Annotated in this window: 15 protein-coding genes and 4 pseudogenes; 11 read left to right on the plus strand and 8 right to left on the minus strand. The window is 67.9% G+C overall.

Annotated features, from left to right (window positions below):
* The first annotated feature begins 27 nt into the window (after positions 1–27).
* The 3 genes and pseudogenes from ACFQE0_RS09635 (at position 28) to ACFQE0_RS09645 (ending at position 3285) form a co-directional block, all read left to right on the plus strand.
* Positions 28–1124: pseudogene (locus tag ACFQE0_RS09635) on the plus strand (glycosyltransferase family 4 protein).
* 12 nt (positions 1125–1136) lie between these two features.
* Positions 1137–2234, plus strand: coding sequence for a glycosyltransferase family 2 protein (locus ACFQE0_RS09640; protein ID WP_378969136.1), 1098 nt, complete (start codon positions 1137–1139; stop codon positions 2232–2234).
* A pseudogene (locus ACFQE0_RS09645) lies at positions 2231–3285 on the plus strand (glycosyltransferase). Before ACFQE0_RS09640 ends, ACFQE0_RS09645 begins: the two are co-directional and overlap by 4 nt.
* A 35-nt stretch (positions 3286–3320) precedes the next feature.
* Here ACFQE0_RS09645 and ACFQE0_RS09650 read toward each other — a convergent pair.
* Complete coding sequence (locus tag ACFQE0_RS09650; protein WP_378969139.1) at positions 3321–3503, minus strand: hypothetical protein; 183 nt, start codon at positions 3501–3503, stop codon at positions 3321–3323.
* Between the two features lie 201 nt (positions 3504–3704).
* On the opposite strand from ACFQE0_RS09650, the gene ACFQE0_RS09655 reads away from it, so the two are divergent.
* The 4 genes and pseudogenes from ACFQE0_RS09655 to ACFQE0_RS09670 all read left to right on the plus strand — a co-directional run bounded on the left by ACFQE0_RS09655 (position 3705) and on the right by ACFQE0_RS09670 (position 9262).
* Positions 3705–4871, plus strand: a complete 1167-nt coding sequence (locus ACFQE0_RS09655) for an efflux RND transporter periplasmic adaptor subunit (RefSeq protein ID WP_378975402.1) — start codon at positions 3705–3707, stop codon at positions 4869–4871.
* A gap of 9 nt (positions 4872–4880) precedes the next feature.
* Positions 4881–8019 (plus strand): annotated as a pseudogene (locus tag ACFQE0_RS09660) (efflux RND transporter permease subunit).
* Between the two features lie 78 nt (positions 8020–8097).
* Positions 8098–8655 carry a DUF4337 domain-containing protein gene (locus ACFQE0_RS09665; RefSeq protein WP_378969141.1) on the plus strand — a complete coding sequence of 186 codons (558 nt, stop codon included), beginning with the start codon at positions 8098–8100 and terminating at the stop codon, positions 8653–8655.
* A 73-nt stretch (positions 8656–8728) separates the two neighbouring features.
* Positions 8729–9262 carry a phosphate-starvation-inducible PsiE family protein gene (locus ACFQE0_RS09670; protein WP_378969143.1) on the plus strand — a complete coding sequence of 178 codons (534 nt, stop codon included), beginning with the start codon at positions 8729–8731 and terminating at the stop codon, positions 9260–9262.
* A 4-nt stretch (positions 9263–9266) separates the two neighbouring features.
* Here ACFQE0_RS09670 and ACFQE0_RS09675 read toward each other — a convergent pair whose 3' ends face one another.
* Positions 9267–9785 carry a TspO/MBR family protein gene (locus ACFQE0_RS09675; protein WP_378969146.1) on the minus strand — a complete coding sequence of 173 codons (519 nt, stop codon included), beginning with the start codon at positions 9783–9785 and terminating at the stop codon, positions 9267–9269.
* 78 nt (positions 9786–9863) lie between these two features.
* On the opposite strand from ACFQE0_RS09675, the pseudogene ACFQE0_RS09680 reads away from it, so the two are divergent.
* The 3 genes and pseudogenes from ACFQE0_RS09680 (at position 9864) to ACFQE0_RS09690 (ending at position 13076) form a co-directional block, all read left to right on the plus strand.
* Positions 9864–11068, plus strand: a pseudogene (locus tag ACFQE0_RS09680) (trans-sulfuration enzyme family protein).
* 95 nt (positions 11069–11163) lie between these two features.
* Positions 11164–11622 (plus strand): hypothetical protein, encoded by a 459-nt coding sequence (locus ACFQE0_RS09685; RefSeq protein ID WP_378969148.1) that lies wholly within the window; start codon positions 11164–11166, stop codon positions 11620–11622.
* Between the two features lie 524 nt (positions 11623–12146).
* Positions 12147–13076, plus strand: coding sequence for an AEC family transporter (locus ACFQE0_RS09690; protein WP_378969151.1), 930 nt, complete (start codon positions 12147–12149; stop codon positions 13074–13076).
* 37 nt (positions 13077–13113) lie between these two features.
* Here the strand turns inward: ACFQE0_RS09690 and ACFQE0_RS09695 are convergent, their stop codons facing one another.
* The 4 genes from ACFQE0_RS09695 to ACFQE0_RS09710 form a co-directional block, all read right to left on the minus strand.
* A complete protein-coding gene (locus tag ACFQE0_RS09695) occupies positions 13114–15525 on the minus strand; it encodes a penicillin-binding protein 1A (RefSeq protein ID WP_378969153.1) in 2412 nt (803 codons plus the stop codon).
* Positions 15526–15669: 144 nt separating this feature from the next.
* Positions 15670–16926 (minus strand): N-acetylmuramoyl-L-alanine amidase, encoded by a 1257-nt coding sequence (locus ACFQE0_RS09700; protein WP_378969155.1) that lies wholly within the window; start codon positions 16924–16926, stop codon positions 15670–15672.
* A gap of 152 nt (positions 16927–17078) precedes the next feature.
* Entirely contained in the window at positions 17079–17624 is a 546-nt protein-coding gene (locus ACFQE0_RS09705; RefSeq protein ID WP_378969158.1) for a hypothetical protein, read from the minus strand.
* A 133-nt stretch (positions 17625–17757) separates the two neighbouring features.
* Positions 17758–18111: a phasin gene (locus ACFQE0_RS09710; RefSeq protein WP_378969160.1), complete on the minus strand. Its 354-nt coding sequence runs from the start codon at positions 18109–18111 to the stop codon at positions 17758–17760.
* A 528-nt stretch (positions 18112–18639) separates the two neighbouring features.
* Between ACFQE0_RS09710 and ACFQE0_RS09715 the strand changes: the two genes are divergently transcribed.
* Positions 18640–18816: a hypothetical protein gene (locus ACFQE0_RS09715; protein WP_378969162.1), complete on the plus strand. Its 177-nt coding sequence runs from the start codon at positions 18640–18642 to the stop codon at positions 18814–18816.
* Positions 18817–18933: 117 nt separating this feature from the next.
* Here ACFQE0_RS09715 and ACFQE0_RS09720 read toward each other — a convergent pair whose 3' ends face one another.
* Together ACFQE0_RS09720 and ACFQE0_RS09725 are read right to left on the minus strand one after the other, a co-directional pair.
* Entirely contained in the window at positions 18934–20616 is a 1683-nt protein-coding gene (locus ACFQE0_RS09720) for an acyl-CoA dehydrogenase family protein (RefSeq protein WP_378969164.1), read from the minus strand.
* A gap of 108 nt (positions 20617–20724) precedes the next feature.
* Entirely contained in the window at positions 20725–20931 is a 207-nt protein-coding gene (locus tag ACFQE0_RS09725; protein ID WP_378969166.1) for a hypothetical protein, read from the minus strand.
* Between the last annotated feature and the right edge of the window lie 95 nt (positions 20932–21026).

Genomic DNA, 21026 nt, shown 5'->3' on the forward strand with positions numbered 1-21026 from the left:
ATCTCCCACAACCGTATCGGTGCGCGCGTGAAGATCGCTGTCCTCGCCCATCTCAAGTATCCGATCGGTCAACCGCATGCCGGTGGCCTCGAGATGCACACGCATCTCCTCACGGCCGCCCTGCGTCGGCGCGGACATGAGGTCGTTCTGTTTGCGAGCAAGGGTTCTGATCCTGCTCTCGATCCGGTAATGCTGTGCGAGCCGACCGGCTGCGCCGTCGCCAATCCCGAGCGTGAGGACGAGATCGACCGCGCCGAGGCCGAGGCCTACCGCGAGATGATGGATAGGGTCGCGGCGGGCGGGTTCGACCTCGTCCATAACAACTCGCTGCACGCCCTGCCGCTGCAGGAGAGCGCGCGCCTCGGGATTCCGTGGGTCACCGTGCTGCACACACCGCCCTTCGAGAGCCTGACCAAGGGCGTTGTCGAGGCCGACCCGGACATGGCCTTCCTCGCCGTCTCCGCCTCGCTGGCCCAGGAATGGGGGAAATCGTCCCCCACGCCCAGGTGGTCGGCAACGGCGTCGACCTGTCGACCTTCGCCTATGGCGCCACGCCGGATGATCCGGCCTACGCGTTCTGGTCGGGCCGGATCGTGCCGGAAAAGGGCCTGCACCTCGCCATCGACGCGGCCCGCGCCGCTGGTCTGCCGCTGGTCTTCGCCGGGCCGAAAATGAATCCCGGCTACTGGGAGCAGGAGATCGCCCCCCGTCTCGGGCCCGACCTTACCCATCTCGGCCATCTCACTCACCGCGATCTCGCCCGCCATCTCGGCCGGGCGCGGGTGGCGATCGTGTCGCCGCGCTGGGAGGAGCCCTTCGGCCTCGTCGTCGCTGAGGCTTTGGCCTGCGGCACACCCGTCGCCGCCTTCCGCCGGGGCGCCATGCCCGACATCCTTGACGAGACCTGCGGCCGTCTCGCCGAGCCCGACGACGCGCAGAGCCTCGCCGAGGCGATCCGGGGCGCTGCGGGCCTGTCCCGCCGCGCCTGCCGCGACCGGGCCGAGGCGCTTTACGACGCCGAGGAGATGTTCGGCCGGTATTTCGAGATCTACGAAGAGGTGGTTGCCCAGGCCGCCGAGCGCGCCCGGCCGAGCCTGCGCCGGGTGGCTGGCGGGCGCGGCTGAGGGGAGCCCACAATGATGCGTCCCTGCGTCGTCTGCGTGCCGGCCCGTAACGAGGCCGCGCGCCTGCCGCTCCTCCTCGAAACCCTGGCGAGTCAGGATGTCGAGGGGCAGGTTCGTGTGGTCGTGCTGGCCAACAACTGCACCGACGGGACGGTCGAGGCCGTACGCGCCGCCCAGGAGGCCGGTCGCCTCGATCGGCTGAACTTGCGGATCGTCGAGGCCGTTCTGGAAGGCGCCGACGCCCATGTCGGCACGGCCCGGCGCATGGCGCTCGATGAGGGTGCGACGTGGCTCGAACAGAGCGGTGAGGACGGCATCCTGCTGACCACCGATGCGGATGCGCGCCTTCCGGCCCATTGGCTCTCCGCCAACCTGCGGGCCCTGGAGAAGGCCGAGATCGTCGGCGGCCGTCTCATCATCGACGGCGACGAGGCGATCGCCCCGGCCGTGGCCGACCTGAATGCGCGCGTCGAGCGCTATTGGGCGGGCGTGAGACGGCTTGAGGAACTGCTTGATCCGGCGCCTCACGATCCGGCGCCGCGCCACGGCGACCACACCGGAGCGAGCCTCGCCTTCCCGGTCTCGCTCTACCGCGCGGTGGGCGGCCTGCCGCCGCTGCCCTGCGGCGAGGACAATGCCCTCGTTGGCCTGATGCGCGATGGCGGTGCCCGGCTACGCCATTGCCCGGAGGTGAGCGTGCTGGTCTCGGCCCGTCGCGATGGCCGGGTCTCGGGCGGCATGGCCACCGAGATGGAACGTCGCGCCCGCGCCGCCGACGGCGAGGCCTACCTGCTGCCGGAGGCTGCCTTCTGGGAAGCCCTTGTGCTGCGTCGGGCGGCGCTGCGCCGGGCCTTCACGCTTCCCGATGCGGAGCGCGAGGCGGCCTGCGCCGAGATCGGGCTCGGGGCGGGCGACCTCGCGGCGGTGCTCGCCACAGGATGCCCCAACGTCATCGCCTTCGTGGAGCGCGCCGACCGCCTCATCGGAACGCGCACGCCACCGGCTCCGGTCTGCGACATCGACAAGGCCCTGGAAGATCTCGCGTCGCTCGCGGCGGAGATCGAACGGCGCGACAAGGCCACAAAGAAATCCGCGAGGAAGGCCGCGTGACGCGCGGCATCGGCTGGTACGTCCATCACCAGGGCGCGGGCCATCTTCAGCGCGCCCGCGCCGTCGCCGCGCATCTCGGGCGACCCTGCACGATCATCGGCACCCTGGCCGGGTTCGACACCGGCGGCCTCGACATCCTCGACCTGCCGGACGACCGGCCCCTTGCGCAGGGCGCGGGCTTCGACGGGCAGGACGGTGAGGCCGAGCGGCCGGACGCGTTCCATTACGCGCCCCTGCGCCATCCCCGCCTGCGCCAGCGCATGGCCCGCATCGCCGCCTGGGTGGAGCGGACGGACCCCGCGCTGATCGTCGTCGATGTCTCCGTCGAGGTGGCTCTGTTCGCGCGCCTCCTCTCGGTGCCGACCGTAGTCATGCGGCTCGCGGGCGAACGGAACGATCAGCCGCACCTCGAAGCCTTCCGCAGCGCGACTCGCGTGCTGGCTCCGTTCCCGGCGGTGCTCGATGCGCCGGGCACGCCGGGCTGGGTGCGCGACAAGACCTTCTATGCGGGCTTCCTCGGCGGCACTGCGCCAGCGCCGACGCGAGACGGGCAGGACATCGTCGTGGTGTTCGGCCGGGGCGGGGAGGGCGGTTCCCAGGCGGCCCTCGCGGCGGCAGCCCGCGCCGTCCCTGAGCGGACGTGGCATGTGCTCGGCCCCGTCACGGATGAGGCGGAATGCCCGCCGAACCTTCGGCTGCACGGCTGGGTCACCGATGTTGGCGCCTTCATGCCCGGTGGGGCGATTCTCGTCGGTGGCGGGGGGACGGTCTGGTCGCGCTCGCAGCCTCGCACGGCAAGCGCTTCCTGTGCCTGCCCGAGCCTCGGGCCTATGGCGAACAGACGGAGAAGGCGGAGGCGCTACGCCGTCTCGGTGCGGCCATCGTGCGCACCGAATGGCCTGTGGCGGAGGACTGGCCGGGTCTGCTGCAGGAGGTTCTGGGACTGGACCCGGCGATCATCGTGGGCCTGCACGATCCTGAAGGCTTGGCGCGATGCGCTCGCTTCCTCGATGATCTGGCTGAGAGCGGGGACACGCGGCGGTCGCGCTGACAAGCGGGCGACCGCCGTTCAAGGAAATCGAAGACTTACGAAATCAGGTCGAGCTTGTCGGCCTGGACGCCCAGTCCACGCAGGGTGTCCGGAAGGGCTGCGAAATCGCGGTATCCGGCCTCGCGGGCCATGGCGTCGAGAGCAGCCTCTTCGCTCGGGGCAGAGCCGGTCCAGAGAACGGCACCATTGTCCTTCTGTCTGATCTGGAAGATGCTCATCGTGTTCTCCCTGCGGGGCGCGCTTCTTGTTCCGTCAACGCGGTGTGACGGCCCCGGTTGCAGCTTGGCCATACTGTCGTGCCGCGGCGAGACACTGCCTTCAAAACGCCGGGCTAATCGGCAAGGACGCTTCCCGTGACCTCAGCCCGGCGCCAGCGAGCTTTCATCGTGACGATCCGCCCTTCGCACGCCGTGTGCATCCTGGCCCTGACGGTGCTCGGCGTCCCGGCCCTCAACGCCCCCGCTCTGGCCGTCGAGCCCGCCTCCGTGCCGGATCCCGCCGCGCTTGCCCCGGCGGTCACCGTAGTGAGTGCGGCACGGCGGGAGATCGTGGAGCGCGCCGTCGTCACCGGCACTCTGGTGCCGCGCGACGAAATCCTTGTCGCGCCGGAGGTCGAGGGCCTGCGCATCACCGAATTGCTGGTGGAGGAGGGCGATCGCGTTGCCCAGGGGCAGGTGCTGGCCCGGCTGTCGAGCGAGATGATCGCGACGCAGGAAGCCTCCAACGTCGCGGCCATCGCCCGGGCCGAGGCGGCCATCGTCCAGGCTCAGAGCCAGATCGTCCAGGCCGAGGCGGCCGAGACTGAAGCGCGGCTCTCCCTCGAACGCGCCCAGACCCTGAGCAAGACCGGCAACGCGACGGCGGCCGTCTTGGAGCAGCGCGCCTCCGCGTCACAAGCCGCCACCGGCCGCCTTGCTGCCGCCCGCGGCGGCTTGCAGGCGGCCAAGGCCGACCTCGCCACGGCGAAGGCGGCAAGCGCCGAGATCGCGCTGCGGCGCGCCCGCACCGATATCCGGGCGCCGGAGGCGGGCATCGTGAATCGCCGCACCGCCCGTATCGGCGCCACGGCCACCGCCATCGGGGAACCTCTGTTCCGCCTCATCGCCCGCGGCGAGATCGAGTTGGAGGGCGAGGTGCCGGAAACTTGGCTCGCCCGGATGAAGGCGGGCGATCCTGCGCGGCTCACCCTCGATCAGGGGCGCGTCGTCGAAGGCAAGGTCCGCCGGGTCTATCCGGAGGTCGACCGCATGACGCGTCTCGGCAAGGTGCGCATCCGCCTTGCGGACGATCCGGCCCTGCGCATCGGCGCCTTCGCCCGGGGCAGCGTCGAGATCGCCCGGCGCGAGGGCATCGCTGTCCCCGTCTCGAGCCTGCTCTACGCCGCCGACGGGCGGGCGAGCCTGCTCATCGTGAAGGACGGCCGCGTCGAGGCACGGATTGTCGTGCCCGGCCTCTCGGCCGAGGGGTTCACCGAGATCCGCGACGGTGTCGCCGCCGGGGAGCGGGTCGTCGCCCGCGCGGGCAGCTTCCTGCGCGACGGCGACCGGGTGCGGGCGGTCGACGCCGCCTCGGTCGCGGCGCGCTGAGGACGAACGATGCGCCTCAACGTTTCCGCCTGGGCGATCCGCAAGCCGCTTCCCTCCATCGTGCTGTTCCTGGTGCTGATGGTGCTGGGGCTCGTGACCTTCCGGTCGCTGCCGATCACCCGCTTCCCAAACATCGACATCCCGATCGTCGCCGTGACGATCACCCAGTCTGGTGCGGCGCCCTCCGAACTGCAGACCCAGGTGACGAAATGGGTCGAGGATTCGGTGGCGGGCGTGAAAGGCGTGAAGCACGTCCTCTCGACCATCACCGAGGGCATCTCCACCACGACCATCGAGTTCCGGCTGGAGATCAACCAGGACCGCGCCGTCAACGACGTGAAGGATGCGATCTCGAAGATTCGCATCAACCTGCCGCGCACGATCGATGAGCCGATCATCTCCCGCGTGGAGATCGCAGGCCTGCCGATCATGATCTATGGCGCCTCGGCGCCCGCCATGACGCCCGAGGACCTGTCGTGGTTCGTGGACGACGTCGTCGCGCGCGGGCTCCAGAGCGTAAAGGGCGTCGGCGGCGTCGAGCGCCTCGGCGGCGTCGCCCGCGAGGTCCGCGTCACCCTCAAGCCCGACCGGTTGCTGTCGCTTGGCATCACGGCAGCCGACGTGAACCGTCGAGCTGCGCCTCACCTCCGCCGACATGGCGGGCGGGCGCGCCGAGGTCGGCGGGCAGGAGCAATCGATCCGCACGCTCGCCGCCTCCGCGAGCCTCGACACCCTGGCCGCGACGTCGATCGTCGTGCCGGGCAACCGCAAGGTGCGGCTGGACGAACTGGCCACTCTCTCGGACACGGCCGAGGAGCCGCGCACCTTCGCGCGGTTCAACGGCGAGCCGGTGGTGGCCTTCGCCATCTCCCGCGCGACGGGTGCGAGCGACGCGGACGTCTCGGTCGGCGTCGCCAGGAAGATCGAGGCGCTGCACGCGGCCAATCCCGACGTGCGCTTCGACCTGATCGACACGAGCGTTACCAACACGATCGGCAACTACCATTCCGCGATGCTGGGCCTCATCGAGGGCGCGGCGCTCGCGGTCGTCGTGGTGCTGCTGTTCCTGCGCGACTGGCGCGCGACGGTGATCGCCGCCCTGGCCCTGCCGCTCTCGGTCATCCCGACCTTCTGGGCGATGGGGGCAATGGGCTTTTCGCTCAACGCCGTCAGCCTGCTGGCCATCACGCTCGTCACCGGCATCCTCGTGGACGATGCCATCGTCGAGATCGAAAACATCGTTCGCCACATGCGCATGGGCAAATCGCCCTATCGCGCCTCGCTCGAAGCCGCCGACGAGATCGGCCTCGCCGTCATCGCCATCACCGCGACGATCATGGCGATCTTCGCGCCCGTCTCCTTCATGGGCGGCATCGCCGGGCAGTATTTCAAGCAGTTCGGCCTCACCATCGCGGCGGCCGTGTTCATGTCGCTGCTCGTGGCGCGGCTCATCACGCCGCTGCTCGCCGCCTATTTCCTGCGCGACCACGGGCCGGACCACAGCCACGAAGGGCCTGTGATGCGGGGCTATACCCGCCTCGTGCGCTGGTCGGTGCGGCACAAGTACATCACACTGGTGCTCGGCCTCGCCTGCTTCGTCGCCTCGATCATGTCGACGGGCCTGCTGCCCGCAGGCTTCCTGCCCGCCGAGGATCAGGCCCGCACCTTGTTCGTGGTGGAACTGCCCCCCGGTGCGCGCCTCAACGACACGATCTCGGTGAGCGACCGGCTGGTCGACCGGATCCGGACCCTGCCGGAGGTGAAGAGCGTCTTCGTCGATGGCGGACGGCAATTACCCGGCAAGAAGGAGGTGCGGCTCGCGAGCCTCACGATCAACCTCACGCCGAAGAACACCCGCCACCGCACGCAGAAGCAAGTGGATGCCGAGGTCGCTGCGATCCTGCGTCAGGAGCCGGATATCCGGTTCTGGGCCCTGCGCGAGGGCGGCCAGCGTGATCTCGCGCTCATCGTCGCCGGGCCGGACAAGGCGGTGGTGGCCGATGTCGCGGCGCGGCTCCAGCGCGAGGCGGCGCAGGTGCCCCACCTCGTCAACGTGATGTCGACGGCGCCCCTCGACCGCACCGAGATCCGCATTCGCCCCAAGCCGGCGGTGGCCGCCGATCTCGGCGTCTCGACCGACACCATCGCCGAGACGGTGCGCGTCGGCACGATCGGCGACATCGGCCTGAACCTCGCGAAGTTCAACGCCACGGACCGGCAGATCCCGATTCGCGTGCAACTGCCCGAGCGCCTGCGCGGCGACCTCGCGGAGATCGGCGCCATGAAGGTTCCGGTGAAGGGCGGGCAGGCCGTGCCGCTCGCCACCGTCGCCGATATCAGCCTCGGCCAGGGGCCGACCGCCATCGACCGCTACGACCGCGCCGTGCGCGTCGCCATCGAAGGCGACATGCAGGGCTCGGATGCCCTCGGAGAACTCATCTCGCAGGTGATGAAGCTGCCTGCGGCGACGAACCTGCCGCCCGGCGTCACCATCAAGCAGACCGGCGACGCCGAGGTGATGGGCGAAGTGTTCGAAGGCTTCGCGCTCGCCATGGGCGCGGGCCTGATGATGGTGTTCGGCGTCCTGATCCTGCTGTTTGGCAACTTCCTTCAGCCGCTGACCATCCTGTTCTCGCTACCGCTCTCCATCGGCGGCGCGATCCTGGCGCTGCTCATCGTGCAGAAGCCGATCTCGATGCCCGTCGTCATCGGTATCCTGATGCTGATGGGCGTGGTGACGAAGAACGCGATCATGCTCGTGGATTTCGCCGTCGAGCAGATCCGCGAGGGCGTCGACCGCACGACGGCCATCGTCGATGCGGGCCGCAAGCGCGCCCGCCCCATCGTGATGACCACCATCGCCATGGCGGCGGGCATGGTGCCCTCGGCCATGGCGCTCGGCATCGGCGGCGAGTTCCGCTCGCCCATGGCCATCGCGGTGATCGGCGGCCTCATCGTATCCACCGGCCTGTCGCTGGTCTTCGTGCCCGCGATCTTCGTGCTGATGGACGATCTCTCGCGCTTCATCGGCCGCCTGCTCGGCCGCTTCGTGGGCGAGCGCGACGATCCGCTCGACGCGCCCGATTACGCCCATCCGTCCGCCTCCAACGACGGACACCGCCCGCCGCCCCGCGTGGCTGCGGAGTAGGAGCGCGCGCGGGACCCTTGCGCTTCCCGCCGGGATAGGGTGTCTCCCCGGCGGGATTCACGAGGGGAGCGGTGAGCGATGTCGGGTGGACACGGGGCAGGGGGAAGTTCGAACAAGCGCGTGGCGCTGCTCATCTCGGTGCTGGCGCTCTTCCTGGCCTTCAGCGAGACCCTGGGCAAAGCCTCGCAGACAGAGGCGCTCGGCGCCAATGTCGAGGCCTCGAATCTTTGGGCCTTCTTCCAGGCGCGGACGATCCGCATGACGGTCATCCGCACGGCCGATGAGGCCGTCGCCCTGCTGCCGCCGGGCACCAGCCAGGACGCCATCCAGGCCAAGCGCGCCGATTGGGCGAAGACCATCGCGCGCTACGATTCCGAACCCGCCACGGGCGAGGGCCGCAAGGAGCTCGCCGCCAAGGCCAAGCTCGCCGAGGATCGCCGCGATCTCTCGCTGCTGCGCTACCACCATTACGAACTGGCTTCGGCCGCCTTCCAGATCGGTATTGTGCTCGCCTCGGCCGAGGTGATCACCGGCATCGCCGCCCTCGTCATCGCGGGTGGGGCGCTGGGCATCGCGGGAGCGGCGCTGCTGGGCTTCGGCTACCTCGCACCGCACGCTCTCCCGTTCCTGCATTAGGTCAGCGGGACCGGGCGACCGGTATTCCCTTCCTTCAGCCGCGCTCTACACCGTCTTGGAACGGGGGAACGTCATGGCTGAGCAAGAACAAGAGGATCAGGGCCGGCTTACGCGGGTCGCAAGCTTCATCTTCCTGCATACCGAGCACGCGATCTACGCGGCGCTCGGTCTGCTCCTTGCCCTCACGGCGCTGGCTGCGCTGACCGAGGCTGTGGTCCTCACCTGGGAGGCCCTGCGCTCACTCGGCGGCGCGGACCAGATCCTGGAGGTGGTGGACCGGCTGCTGTTCCTGCTCATGATCATCGAGATCCTGCACACGGTGCGGGTCTCGATGCGGTCGGGCAAACTGACCTGCGAGCCGTTCCTGATCGTCGGGCTCATCGCCTCGATCCGGCGGGTGTTAGTCATCACCCTGCAATCCTCGGAACTGACCCACGCCAAGGACCTGCCGCCCGAGAAATACGCCCTGTTCCAGGCGGCGATGATCGAGCTCGGCGTCCTCGCCGGACTGATCATCGTCATGGTCGCGGCGATCTTCATGCTCCACCGCGCCCGCGACGACGGAAAGCCCGCGGGCGAGGAGAAGGACGAGCATGCGGGCGGCTAAGCCTCTAGTTTAAGCGCAGTACCGCCGCGTTGAGGATCGTCGCGAAGGCGACCCAGGCCGCATAGGGCACGAGCAGCCACGCGGCGGCCCGGTCGAACCGCCATGTCAGACGGATCGTCCACAACACCATCACCAGCAACGCCGCGACCACGACCAACCCGAGGCCGATGGCGTGCGCGCTGAAGAAGACCGGTGTCCAGGCCGCATTCAGCGCCAGTTGAACGAGGAAGGCGCCGAGGGCGAGCCGCCAGCCCTCGCGGCTCGGCCCCGTCACGGGGCGCGCGCCCAGGAGCCGCCATAGCGACACGGCAATCATCGCATAGAGAAGCGTCCAGGCGACGGGGAACACCCAGTTCGGCGGGTTGAACCAGGGCTTGTTAAGCCCGGCATACCACCCGTCGATCTCGGCTTGGGTCGAGAGCGAGCCGATCATCGCCGTCGCGGCGACGGGCAGGATGGCGCAGGCGAGACGCAGCCAGGGCCTCAGGGCCGGGCCTTCGGGGACGTGAGTGGCGGCTGGCATGGCGGCTCGTCGGCTCGGTGGGTTGCGGCCGTCCCGCCACCGTGGCAGCGCAGGCGCGGTTCGGCGAGGGACGTGTGAATGTCAGGAACTAACGCACCAGATGGGACCGGTAGCATGCCGGACGAGACGTCTCCGGTGGATTTCTCGCGCACGAGCCTCGCCGCGCAGGCCATGGGTCATATCGATCCCACTACGCGCGGTGTGGTGATGCCCCTCCACGTCGCGACGACCTTCATTCGCGATCCGGACAATGGCTATAGCTCCGGCTATTCCTACGCCCGGCCCGACAACGCCACCGTCCGCGAGGCGGAGGCCGTGCTGGCGATGCTGGAAGGCGCCCAGGCCGGGGCGATGCTGTTCGGATCCGGCATGGCGGCCGCGACCGCTGTGTTCGGCGCCCTCGAGCCCGGCGACCACGTGGTGGCCGGGGCGGTCATGTACTGGGCGCTCAAGCGCTGGCTGCGTGCTGAACTGCCACGGCGCGGCGTCACGGTCGATTTCGTCGGCACCGACGATCTCGCCGCCCTGAAGGCCGCGATCCGCCCCGGCGCGACGAAGCTCGTCTGGATCGAGACGCCCGGCAATCCGCTCTGGACCGTCACGGACATCGCCGCCGCAGCGGAGATCGCCCATGCCGCCGGCGCGCGCCTCGCGGTCGATTCCACCGCCGCCTCGCCCTTCCATACGCGGCCCCTGGGCTCGGCGCCGACATCGTGATGCATTCGGCGACCAAGATCCTGAACGGCCATTCCGACGTGGTGGCGGGCGCTCTCGCCGCAGCCAAGGCCGATGCGTTCTGGGAGCGGATCGGCGGCATCCGTGCGGGAAGCGGCGGTATCCTCGGGCCGTTCGAGGCCTATCTGCTGCTGCGCTCGCTGCGCACGTTCCCTCTGCGCGCGGCGGCGCAATCGGCCGGGGCGCACCGTCTCGCCGAGCGCTTCGACGGGCATCCGCATGTCGCGCAGGTGCTCTATCCGGGCCTGCCCGGCGATCCCGGCCACGCTGTCGCCGCCCGTCAGATGCAGGACGGGTTCGGCTTCATGCTGTCGCTGCGCGTCGCGGGCGGTGAGGCGGCGGCCATCGCCACCGCCGCTCGGGTCAGATTGTGGAAGCGGGCCACCTCCCTCGGCGGGGTCGAGAGCCTCATCGAACACCGCGCCTCGGTGGAGGGGCCGGACAGCCCTTGTCCGCCCGACCTGCTGCGCCTGTCCACCGGCATCGAGTCCACGGACGATCTCTACCGCGATCTCGATGCCGCCTTGACGGCCGCACACGCGAAGTAGGGCAGCAGAACTCTCGCTGGTGCCGAAAGCGGGGCTGGCGCGTTGTCGCGCACAATCCCGTTCGAGGCATGCCTCCGACATCCGCGAGAGTTCCCATGAGACCGCTTCTGCCCGCCTCCGCCCTCTTGATCGTTCTCGGCGCCGGTGCCGCCCTGGCCGACACCGTACCCACCCTCGACGTGGAAAAGACCTGCCGGTCGGCCCAGGTCGCCGGGTCGAGCGTGAATGACCGGGCGAGCTATGACGGCTGCCTGCGCTCCGAGAAGGATGCCAAGCGTCAGGCCGAGGAGAATTGGGGCAAGTTCACGCCCGCGGCCAAGAAGCAGTGCGAGGCGCAATTCAAGGCTGGTGGTTATCCGTCCTATGTCGAGATGATCACCTGTCTCGAACTCGCCACCGGCGTCGTCCCGAACCAGAACCCGGGCGATACCGCCGTGGGCGGAGAGGGCACGCCGAAGGCCGCCCGCGTTCAGCAGGAAAAGTCGCAGAGCCTGACCAAGGAGCCGAGCCCGAGCCAGCGCACTGACCCGATCAAGGTTCTCAACAAGGACTGAGGGCTTGGGCAGCCGCGCAACTTCCAAGTGGAGTTGCGCGCGCCAATACAAGATGAATTTGAAAAATTACCGAGAAATCCGCTCAAAGGCCATGCGATCTTGAGAGAATTACTTTCCCGTGCAAGACGGGCGGCGTGATTGAGCGGAAACGCCAGGGTGTCCAGACCCCGTGCCCGGTGAGCCGCCGGGTGCCTGCGGGCGACGGCATCGCTCGGTCATACGGAGACGCCGACATAAGGCTCCTGCCACGGATCAGCGTTCTTGTGGTTGTTAAACGAGTGCGGAGGACCAGTTGGCACCTGATCCTCCGCGTTAAGCTCGGATAACAACATCAAGAAGGGTCGGGGTGGCGAAAGCCGCCTCGGCCCGCTCCGCAAATATGAGGCCGGTCCCGGAGGCCGGTCAAGACCTCGCCCGGCCGTCTTTCCAAGTCTTTCCCGCGTCTTCGTGCGCCCGTGCCACGTCTGTCCGTGCTATGCGCCGGCAAAGCTCGTCGCCGAACCACGTGCAAGATTGCCGGATCCGTGAACGCCCTCTTCATCATCGCCCCGATCTTCGGGATCGTCCTGATCGGCTGGGGTGCCGCTCTGGCGGGTCTTCTCTCCGAGAAGGTGAGCGACGGACTTTCGGAATATGTCTTCGCGGTGGCGGTGCCAGCACTCATCCTCGCGACGCTGACCCGGCCGGGCATGAGCGGCGAGATCGCGTGGTCGTACTGGATCTCGTATTTCGGCGGCGCCGCCGTGTCGTGGTTGACGGGGACGCTGATTGCCAAGCGACGGGCCGGCGTGGAGCGGCGGGGGGCGATCCTGCATGGCTTCGCGGCAAGCCAGTCGAACACTGTGTTCGTCGGTGTGCCGATGATCTTGCAGGCCTATGGTGACGAGGGCGCCTTTCCCCTGTTCATGCTGCTGGCGGTCCACCTGCCGCTGATGATGGGCAGCGCGACGTTCCTCATCGAATCCGATTCCGACAAGCCGATCCTCGCGCGGCTGCGTGGCCTTGCCCTGGTTCTCCTGAAGAACCCGATCTTCGTCGCGCTCATCATCGGCATGGCGCTGAGGGGGGCGGGGATCACCCCGTCCGGCATCCCGAAGGCGCTGATCGATGCCTTCGCGGGCACCGCCTCGACCTGCGCCCTCGTCGCTCTCGGCGCGGGGTTGAAGCGCTACCGGGTGCTGTTCGATCTGAAGGGCGCGGTGGTCATCGCGCTCCTGAAGAACATGCTGCATCCCCTCGCGGTGTGGCTGCTCGCTTTCCACGTCTTCGCGATGCCGACGGCCTATGCGGGTGTAGCGACTCTGTTCGCGGCCATGCCCGTCGGCATCAACGCCTACCTGCTGGCCTCACGCTACAAGACCGAGACGGGCATGATCGCGGCCTCGGTGCTTGTGTCGACGCTGATGGCGCCGCTCTCGGCGCTGTTCTGGCTCACGGTGCTCGGAAAAGCGTGACCGGGTCGGCGATGCGCGCCGCCGACCCGTCAACTCGTCAGTACAACCCTCCGGCCTGGGCCGCGCTGTCGGCGGCGGGCTGCGGCGCAGCGGCGGGAGTGGCCGGGGCGACATAGGCATCCGGCGGGGCGGTGCCCGGCTTGAACGCCTCCAGGATCGTGCCCGCGCCTTCGCCCGACCCTGCGCGGGTGCCGGAGGCGAGGTTCACGCGGATCAGCTTGATCCCCGCCGGCACGCGGAACGGCGTCGGCGGCTTGTCCTTCAGCGCCTGGCGCAGGAAGTCGAGGGCGATGGGCGCGGCGAGGCCGCCACCAGTCGCCCGGTCGCCCAGCGAGCGCGGCTTGTCGTAGCCGACATAGATGCCCACCGCGAGATCGGGGGAGAAGCCGACGAACCACGCATCCTTCGCGTCGTTGGTCGTGCCGGTCTTACCAGCCAGCGGCTTGTTGAGCTGCTTCAGGATCGTGGCGGTGCCGCGCTGGACGACGCCTTCCATGATCGAGACCATCTGGTAGGCGGTCAGCGGGTCGAGCACCTGCTCGGAATCGTCGACCAGCTTCGGCTCGTCCTGGCCCGACCACTTCTCCGCGTCGCAGCCGATGCACTTGCGGTTGTCGTGCCGGTAGATCGTCTCACCGATCCGGTCCTGGATGCGGTCGATCAGCGTCGGGCGGATGCGGCGTCCGCCGTTGGCGAGCATCGAGTAGGCCGTGGTCATGCGCATGACCGTGGTCTCACCCGCGCCGAGGGACATCGGCAGCACCGGCAGCAGGTCGTCGTAGACGCCGAAGCGGCGGGCATACTCGGCGATGAGCGGCATGCCGACATCCTTGGCCAGCCGCACCGTCATCAGGTTCTTCGAATGCTCGATCCCGTAGCGCAGGGTGTGCGGGCCACCGGACTTGCCGTCGTAGTTCGAGGGCGTCCACGCCTCCTGGCCGGGGCCGGCCTCGATGGTGATCGGCGTATCGAGCACGATGGAGGACGGGGTGTAGCCGTTGTCCAGCGCCGCCGAATAAACGATCGGCTTGAACGACGAGCCGGGCTGGCGCATCGCCTGGGTGGCGCGGTTGAACTCGGATTCGTCGTACGAGAAGCCACCGACCATCGCGTGGACGCGGCCGGTATTGGGGTCCATCGCGACGATGGCGCCAGACACCTCGGGACGCTGGCGCAGGCGGAACTGGCCGCGCGTGCCCTCCATGGACTCGACATAGATCATGTCGCCCTGCCGGAGGTTCGGGCGCCCGGCCCAACGCATGCCCTCCGGCGGGATCACGCCGGTATCGCGGTCCTTGGAGAACTGGCCGGAGGCTTCGCGACGGGGCTGAAGCCCGACCTGGATGCCACCCGCCGTGTTGCCGAGCACTACCGCAAGCCGCCAGGGTGCCACGTCGCCGAGGGCAGGGACCTCAGAGGCGGCCTGCCCCCAATCACGCCCGGCCAGTTCGACATGGCTGACAGGACCGTGCCAGCCGCGCGCCTGATCGTAGCGTACGAGGCCGTCCACCAGCGCCTTGCGCGCCCAGGCCTGCATCTTCGGATCGAGGGTGGTACGCACGGAGAGACCGCCCTCGTAGAGCTTCTTCTCGCCGTATCGCTCGGAGATCTCGCGGCGGACCTCCTCGGTGAAGTAGTTGGCGATGGTGCCGTTCGGGAAGGCCACGCGGGGGTTCACGCCGAGCGGCTGCTTCTTGGCGTTCTCCTCCTCCTCGCGAGTGATGTAGCCGTTCTCCCGCATCAGGCGGATAATCTCGTTGCGCCGGTCCAGCGCCGCCTGGGTCTTGCGATAGGGGTGGTAGTTGTTCGGACCCTTCGGCAGCGCCGCGAGATAAGCCGCCTCGTTGATCGTCAATTCGTGGACGGACTTGCCGAAATAATCGAGCGCGGCAGCAGCCACACCATGGAGGTTGCGGCCCGGGACGATGGTGCCGAGGAAGATCTCGTTCAGGTAGAGCTCGAGGATCTTGTCCTTCGAGTAGGCCGCCTCGATGCGCAGCGCGACCAGCGCCTCGCGGATCTTACGGTCGAAGGTCTGCTCGGAGGAGAGCAGGAAGTTCTTGGCCACCTGCTGCGTGATGGTCGAGGCGCCCTGGCGCTTGCCGCTCTTGGCGTTGGTCAGGGCGGCGCGCACGATGCCCTCGGGATCGATGCCGCCATGCTTGTAGAAGTTCTTGTCCTCGGCCGAGAGGAAGGCCGCCACCACGATCTTTGGCATGGCCTGGATCGGCAGGTAGAGGCGCCGCTCGCGGGCATATTCGGCGAGCAGCGAGCCATCCGCGGCGTGGACGCGGGTCATCACCGGCGGCTCATAATTGGCGAGCGCGGCGTGGTCCGGAAGATCCTGGCTGTACTTCCAGTAGAAATAGCCCGCGACGACGGCGCCGACGCAAAACAGCACCGCGCCGGCACTGAACAGAATCCCGAAGAAACGAAGGATCAGACGCATCCGGTTTTCCGCTCGCCGCCAGCCCGGAGCCGCACCGAATCGCGGCGCAATCGGCTCCCGGACGCTGCCCTCAGGAGCCCCACGGGGAGCCACTTTGCAACCACGCGTGCCGGGGCGTCCGAACGCCCCGTATCCACACCGGATCTATGGTGAAACTGGGGCGATGGCCGCCGAGCGGCGCGTCCCCGAGCCCGGCTTGCCGATACTCGTGCGGGTTGCAAAGAATTGCTCGACCGCCTTGGCCATCGAACCCGTCACCCCGGCACGCCACTCGGGGGCCTGCAACTTCTCGAGGTCGCGCTTACTCGACAGGTAGCCGAGTTCCACCAGCACGCTCGGCACGTCGGGGGAGCGCAGAACCACGAAACGGGCCTCGCGGTGGGGCTTGGTGCTCATCTCCATCACGGGGGCGAGCTGCCCCATGAGGTTGCGCGCGAAGCTCGACGAAAAGCCGCGGGTTTCGCGTAACGTCAGTTCCTGAAGGATGTCGGCGATGTCGGGCGTGGCCTCGGCCGCCTCGGCTCCGGCGGCGGCATCGGCCCGGTTCTCGCGTTCGGCGAGCTTGGCCGATTCGGCGTCGGTCGCCTTCTCGGAGCCGGTGTAGATCGTCGCGCCGCGCACCTGCGGTGCCGAGGAAATCGAATCCGCGTGGATCGAGATGAAAAGGTCGGCCTTGGCCTCGCGGGCGATGCGCACCCGCTCGTTCAGGGGCACGAACACATCCCGGTCTCGCGTCATCTGCACCCGGTAGCGCCCGGCGGCATTGAGCTTCTCGGCGAGATCCTGCGCGAAGCCGAACACGATGTCCTTCTCGAATACGCCCGTGCTGGCGATGGCGCCGGGATCGGTGCCGCCATGTCCGGCATCGATGACGATGAGCGGGCGCGGATCGGTGTTCGAGGTCTTGGCCGCCTGCGCGGGAGCGGGCCGGGGATCGGACGAGGCCGCCGCCTTGCGGAAGGTGTCCCGGTCGACGCGTTGGAGCGGGATCGTCATCAGTACGGCCCCGTCGCGGGGGCGGGTCACGGTGTCGATCCGGCCCACGGTCGCGGGCGAGGCGAGATCGATGACGATGCGCGAGCGGCCCGGCGCGAACAATCCGTATCGGAAGGATTGCACCACGCCGTCACGGCGGCGGCCGCTGTCGGAATCCAGTTGGAAGTTGACCTCGGGAAGGTCGATCACGACGCGGTCGGGCCGCTCCATGATGAAGGCGCGGGCCTCCACGACCTTCGACAGGGTCAGCGTCAGCTTGCTCTGGGCGCCCTGGCTCGACAGGTCAGCCGCAATCGCCACCGCCGAGCCGCGCTCGCTGTCCTGCGCGCGGAGCGGCAGGGCGAGGGCCAGGGTGGCGGCAAGCCCGAAAAGGGCAGAACGGATCAGCTGAACGCGGCCAAGCATCGGACCATGTCGTTTCCCATGCGCCTCGATAGGCAATAGGAGCGGGATGGTTAACCGAAGCTTTCCACCACAGGTTCGATCGGCCTGGAACCGTTGCAGCGATGCGACAGGTGTACGCAACCCAAGGTTGCGCCACCCGCTCCGAATCCGCTTCAGCGAGCGGAGAAGGTCCGGCTCGCCGACACGGTGAGCAGACCCCAGCAGGTCAGCGTCGAATCCGCCGCGCGCTGGAATTCGCCGATCTGGATGCGGACATAATCGGCCATGGTCCGCGCACCGGCGAGTGCCCGCATATGGGCAGCGAACGCCTCTCCCTCGCCGATGAAGTAGTTCATCACCGTGGTGCCGATGGACTCGGCGCTCAGGACGCGGGGGGATGTTGCCGCGAAAGACACGGCAGGAACATGCGTCGGGGGCATGATGTCGGCGACCGGGGCGGGAAGGCTCTCGATGGCCGGAGCGGCCTCGTCGGATGCGACCTCGTCATAAGCGGCTCCCAGAAGGCCGGCTTCCTGGAAGGCGGTCTCCGGAGCCTGCTCGAACGCCGGTGCGGGCTCGTCGGCTTGGTCGAGAACGTGCTCGACAAGGGTCGCCTCGGCAGCAGGCGTTTCGGTCATGGGAGAGGCCGGAGGCGCGTCCTGCACCGTCACGGGCTTGGCCACTGGTCTCTGATATTTTGGTCGACGCGGCTTGGACATCGCGGGGCTCCTCGTCACAGGCTCGCTCAGCGACATTGCGCGTCAGCGCGCCCGCCAGGTCCGGCTCCCGGTTGGAAAAGCCGGACGGCAAGGGGATGCGCCGCCCAGGAGCGGCGCACCGGGATCGGCCGACTTAGCGGGCGACGTTCTGTGCCAGCGAGCCGAAATCCTTCGCCTGCGACTGGAGCGCGGCGAACTGGCTGCGGACGAACTCGGACTGCAGCTCGAAAGCTTCACGCATGTCGCGGGTGCGGACCAGCTTCTGGGCGTAGTCGAACGCGGCGTTCGCGTTGTTCTGGGCGTGATCGAAACCCTTCGAGACAGCCGCGGTGAAGGTCGACTGGAAGGTCTGACCGGCCGTCTGCATCTGCTCGCTGGCCTTGATGGCGTTGGCCATCATGGTGCCGACGGCGGTGCGGGCCTGATCAACGCTCTTCTCAGCGAAATCGCGCATCTCGTTCGGGATCTCGAAGTTCGGGGTCTGCATGGCAGTCTCCAGCCAGAATGACATCAGGCGGGAGCACTCGGGCTCCGCCGTTGACGCAACCGATTTATGTTGCGGTGCAATAAATGTCAATTGGCTTATTGAACAAAATTATTGTGCCACCTCGGCCGAATTCATGCAAGCCCAGGCCGTCGAATTCATGCGCCTCCCCAGACCTCAGGCCTTCACGGCGCGGTTCATGCCGAAACGACCCCAAGCAGCATGAAGCAGTATTCTCTATTCAAGCTGAGGCGAAGGTCGCCTGTACGCCGTCAGGCAACGGCGTTGCAAGCTTGGCCACAAAGAATGACTGGTCGGGCTCCGAGTAATGGGGTGCGCTCGGCGCAACTGATTCGTGCGGCGGGGCCCCATTGCTATTGTGCGGCGCACCAGAGAGTGGGTCTGTGCGGTTCAACTTCTCGGCGACGGGACGACTCACAAAGTCGGGGCAATTTCGGAAACACCGGCAGCGCCTCGCGTTGACCGGCACTCGCACCCTTAGCGGTGCGCCCGGACTACGAGAGGACCCGAATGATGGGCGACGCACAGAAGAATCAGGACAAGGCCGGTTTCCAGCAGGACAGCGCCAAGGCCGGCGACAAGCACAATCCGGAGAACAAGCAGGAGAAGATGAACGAGCGTCTCGACGAAGCCCTTGAGGAGACGTTCCCGTCGAGCGATCCGGTCTCGGTGAAGATCACGAAGTGATCACGGCCTAAGGGCTTCCGGAAACGAAAAAAGCGATCCGGGGGCTGCCCGGATCGCTTCTTTGTTTCAGTTATCTCGGTATAGGCGCCCCTCCCGACGGTGAAGGGCACTTTGCGGTTATGCTGCGTCGAGCAGACGGCGAGCAATGACCTGGGCCTGGATCTCGGCCGCGCCCTCGAAGATCGAGAGGATGCGCGCGTCGCAGAGAATGCGGCTCACCGGGTATTCCAGAGCGAAGCCGTTGCCGCCGTGGATCTGCAGGGCGTTGTCCGCCGCCGCCCAGGCGACGCGGGCGCCTAGAAGCTTCGCCATGCCGGCTTCGAGGTCGCAGCGCCGGTCCTCATCCTTCCGCCGGGCGGAGAAGTAGGTGAGCTGGCGGGCCATGTTGATTTCCACCGCCATCATCGCGAGCTTGTCGGAGACGCGGGGGAAGTTCACCAGCGCCTTGCCGAACTGCACGCGCTCCTCGGCGTAGCGCAGGCCGACGTCGAGGGCCGCTTGGGCGACACCGATGGCGCGGGCGGCTGTCTGGATGCGGGCCGATTCGAAGGTCTGCATCAACTGGGCGAAGCCCTTGCCCTCGACCTCGCCGAGCAGGTTCGCCGCCGGAACGGAGAAGTTCTCGAAGGCGAGCTCGTATTCCTTCATGCCGCGATAGCCGAGCACCTCGATCTCGCCACCGGACAGGCCCTCGACGGGGAAGGGATCCTCGTCGGTTCCGCGCGGCTTCTCGGCGATGAGGAGCGAGAGGCCCTTGTGGCCCTTCTCTTCCGGCTTGGTGCGCACCAGCACGGTCATGATGTCGGCGCGGACCGGGTGGGTGATCCAGGTCTTGTTACCGGTGATCTTCCACGTGTCGCCCTCCTTCACCGCGCGGGTGCGCAAGCTGGCGAGGTCGGAGCCCGTGTTCGGCTCGGTGAAGACGGCGGTCGGCAGAATGTCGCCGCTGGCGATCTTCGGCAGGAAGCGGTGCTTCTGCTCCTCGGTGCCGCCGCACAGGATCAGCTCGGCGGCGATCTCGGAGCGGGTACCGAGCGAGCCGACGCCGATATAGGCGCGGGACAGTTCCTCCGAGACCACGCACATGGCGGCCTTCGGCATGCCCATGCCGCCGTATTCCTCGGGGATCGTCAGGCCGAACACGCCGAGTTCGGCCATCTTCGCGATGACCTCCATCGGAATGTAGGCGTTCTGCAGGTGCCACTCATGGGCATGGTCGGCGACCTCGGCCTTGCCGAAGCGGCGCATCTCGGAGCGGATCGCCTCCATGTCCTCGTCGAGGCCCGACGCGCCGACGGTGGCGCCACCGCTGCCGTCGCGCATATGGGTCACCAGGGCGGCCCGATTCTCGGGCGTGTTGCCCTCGGCGATCAAGGTCTCGACCGCCTCGGTGCGGAATTCGGCGACCTCCTTCGCGGTCATGCCCAGCGAGCCGATCGGGCGAACCATCTCGCCCTGGCTCATCGGGATGCCGGAGAACATCTGGTCGAGGTACTCGCCCGCGCCGATGCGCACGAGCAGATCCTCGGTCTCACCGAATTGGCCGGATTCGGTCAGGCGCTCGGCATAGTCGCCGAGTTCACGCACGGCTTCGGCGTAGGTGGCGAGCCACGCGATGCCGTGGGCGGCATGTTGCTGCGCTTCGAGCTTGGCGGCGTCGATCTTGCCGTCGGCGCCGATGACGCGGGCGCGGATCCGGCGAATCGCTTCATCGCTCAGCCGCTTGGCGGCTTGGCCGGCGGCCTTCGTCGTGGCGACCGTGTCGAAAGGCTCGGTCTGGATGGCGGGGGATGCGGACATGGCATTCTCTCGCGTCTGGCGTTTGTTGTGACGCCCTTCTAACCGCTCCGCGGCGTGCGTCGAAATAGATTCGATTGCTCCACGCTTGAACCAAAGTTCAAGACGCGTTCACTTCTTCCGCTCGCAACGGGTCTTCACATAGGCACCGTCCTCGCCGCGAAATCCGGAATTCGCGGCCAGAACCGGCCCCTGCATCAGGCATTCCTGGAGCGTGTGGGCCGGAGCGGTGATGACGTCGAGGGCGGTCTCGCGCGAGCAATCCGGCCCTTGAACAGACGCGCCGCAGATCAGCGCGACGACGATGATGGTATTCATGGCGCTTCCCCTGCGCCGGAGCGGCGCGAGTGCAGAGAAGCACTATTCCTGGATGCCGGTTCCGCGTCTCGCTGACGCAGCAGGGACCGCTGCGT

This window comes from Methylobacterium komagatae (assembly GCF_042661665.1).
GTDB classification, from domain to species: domain Bacteria; phylum Pseudomonadota; class Alphaproteobacteria; order Rhizobiales; family Beijerinckiaceae; genus Methylobacterium; species Methylobacterium komagatae.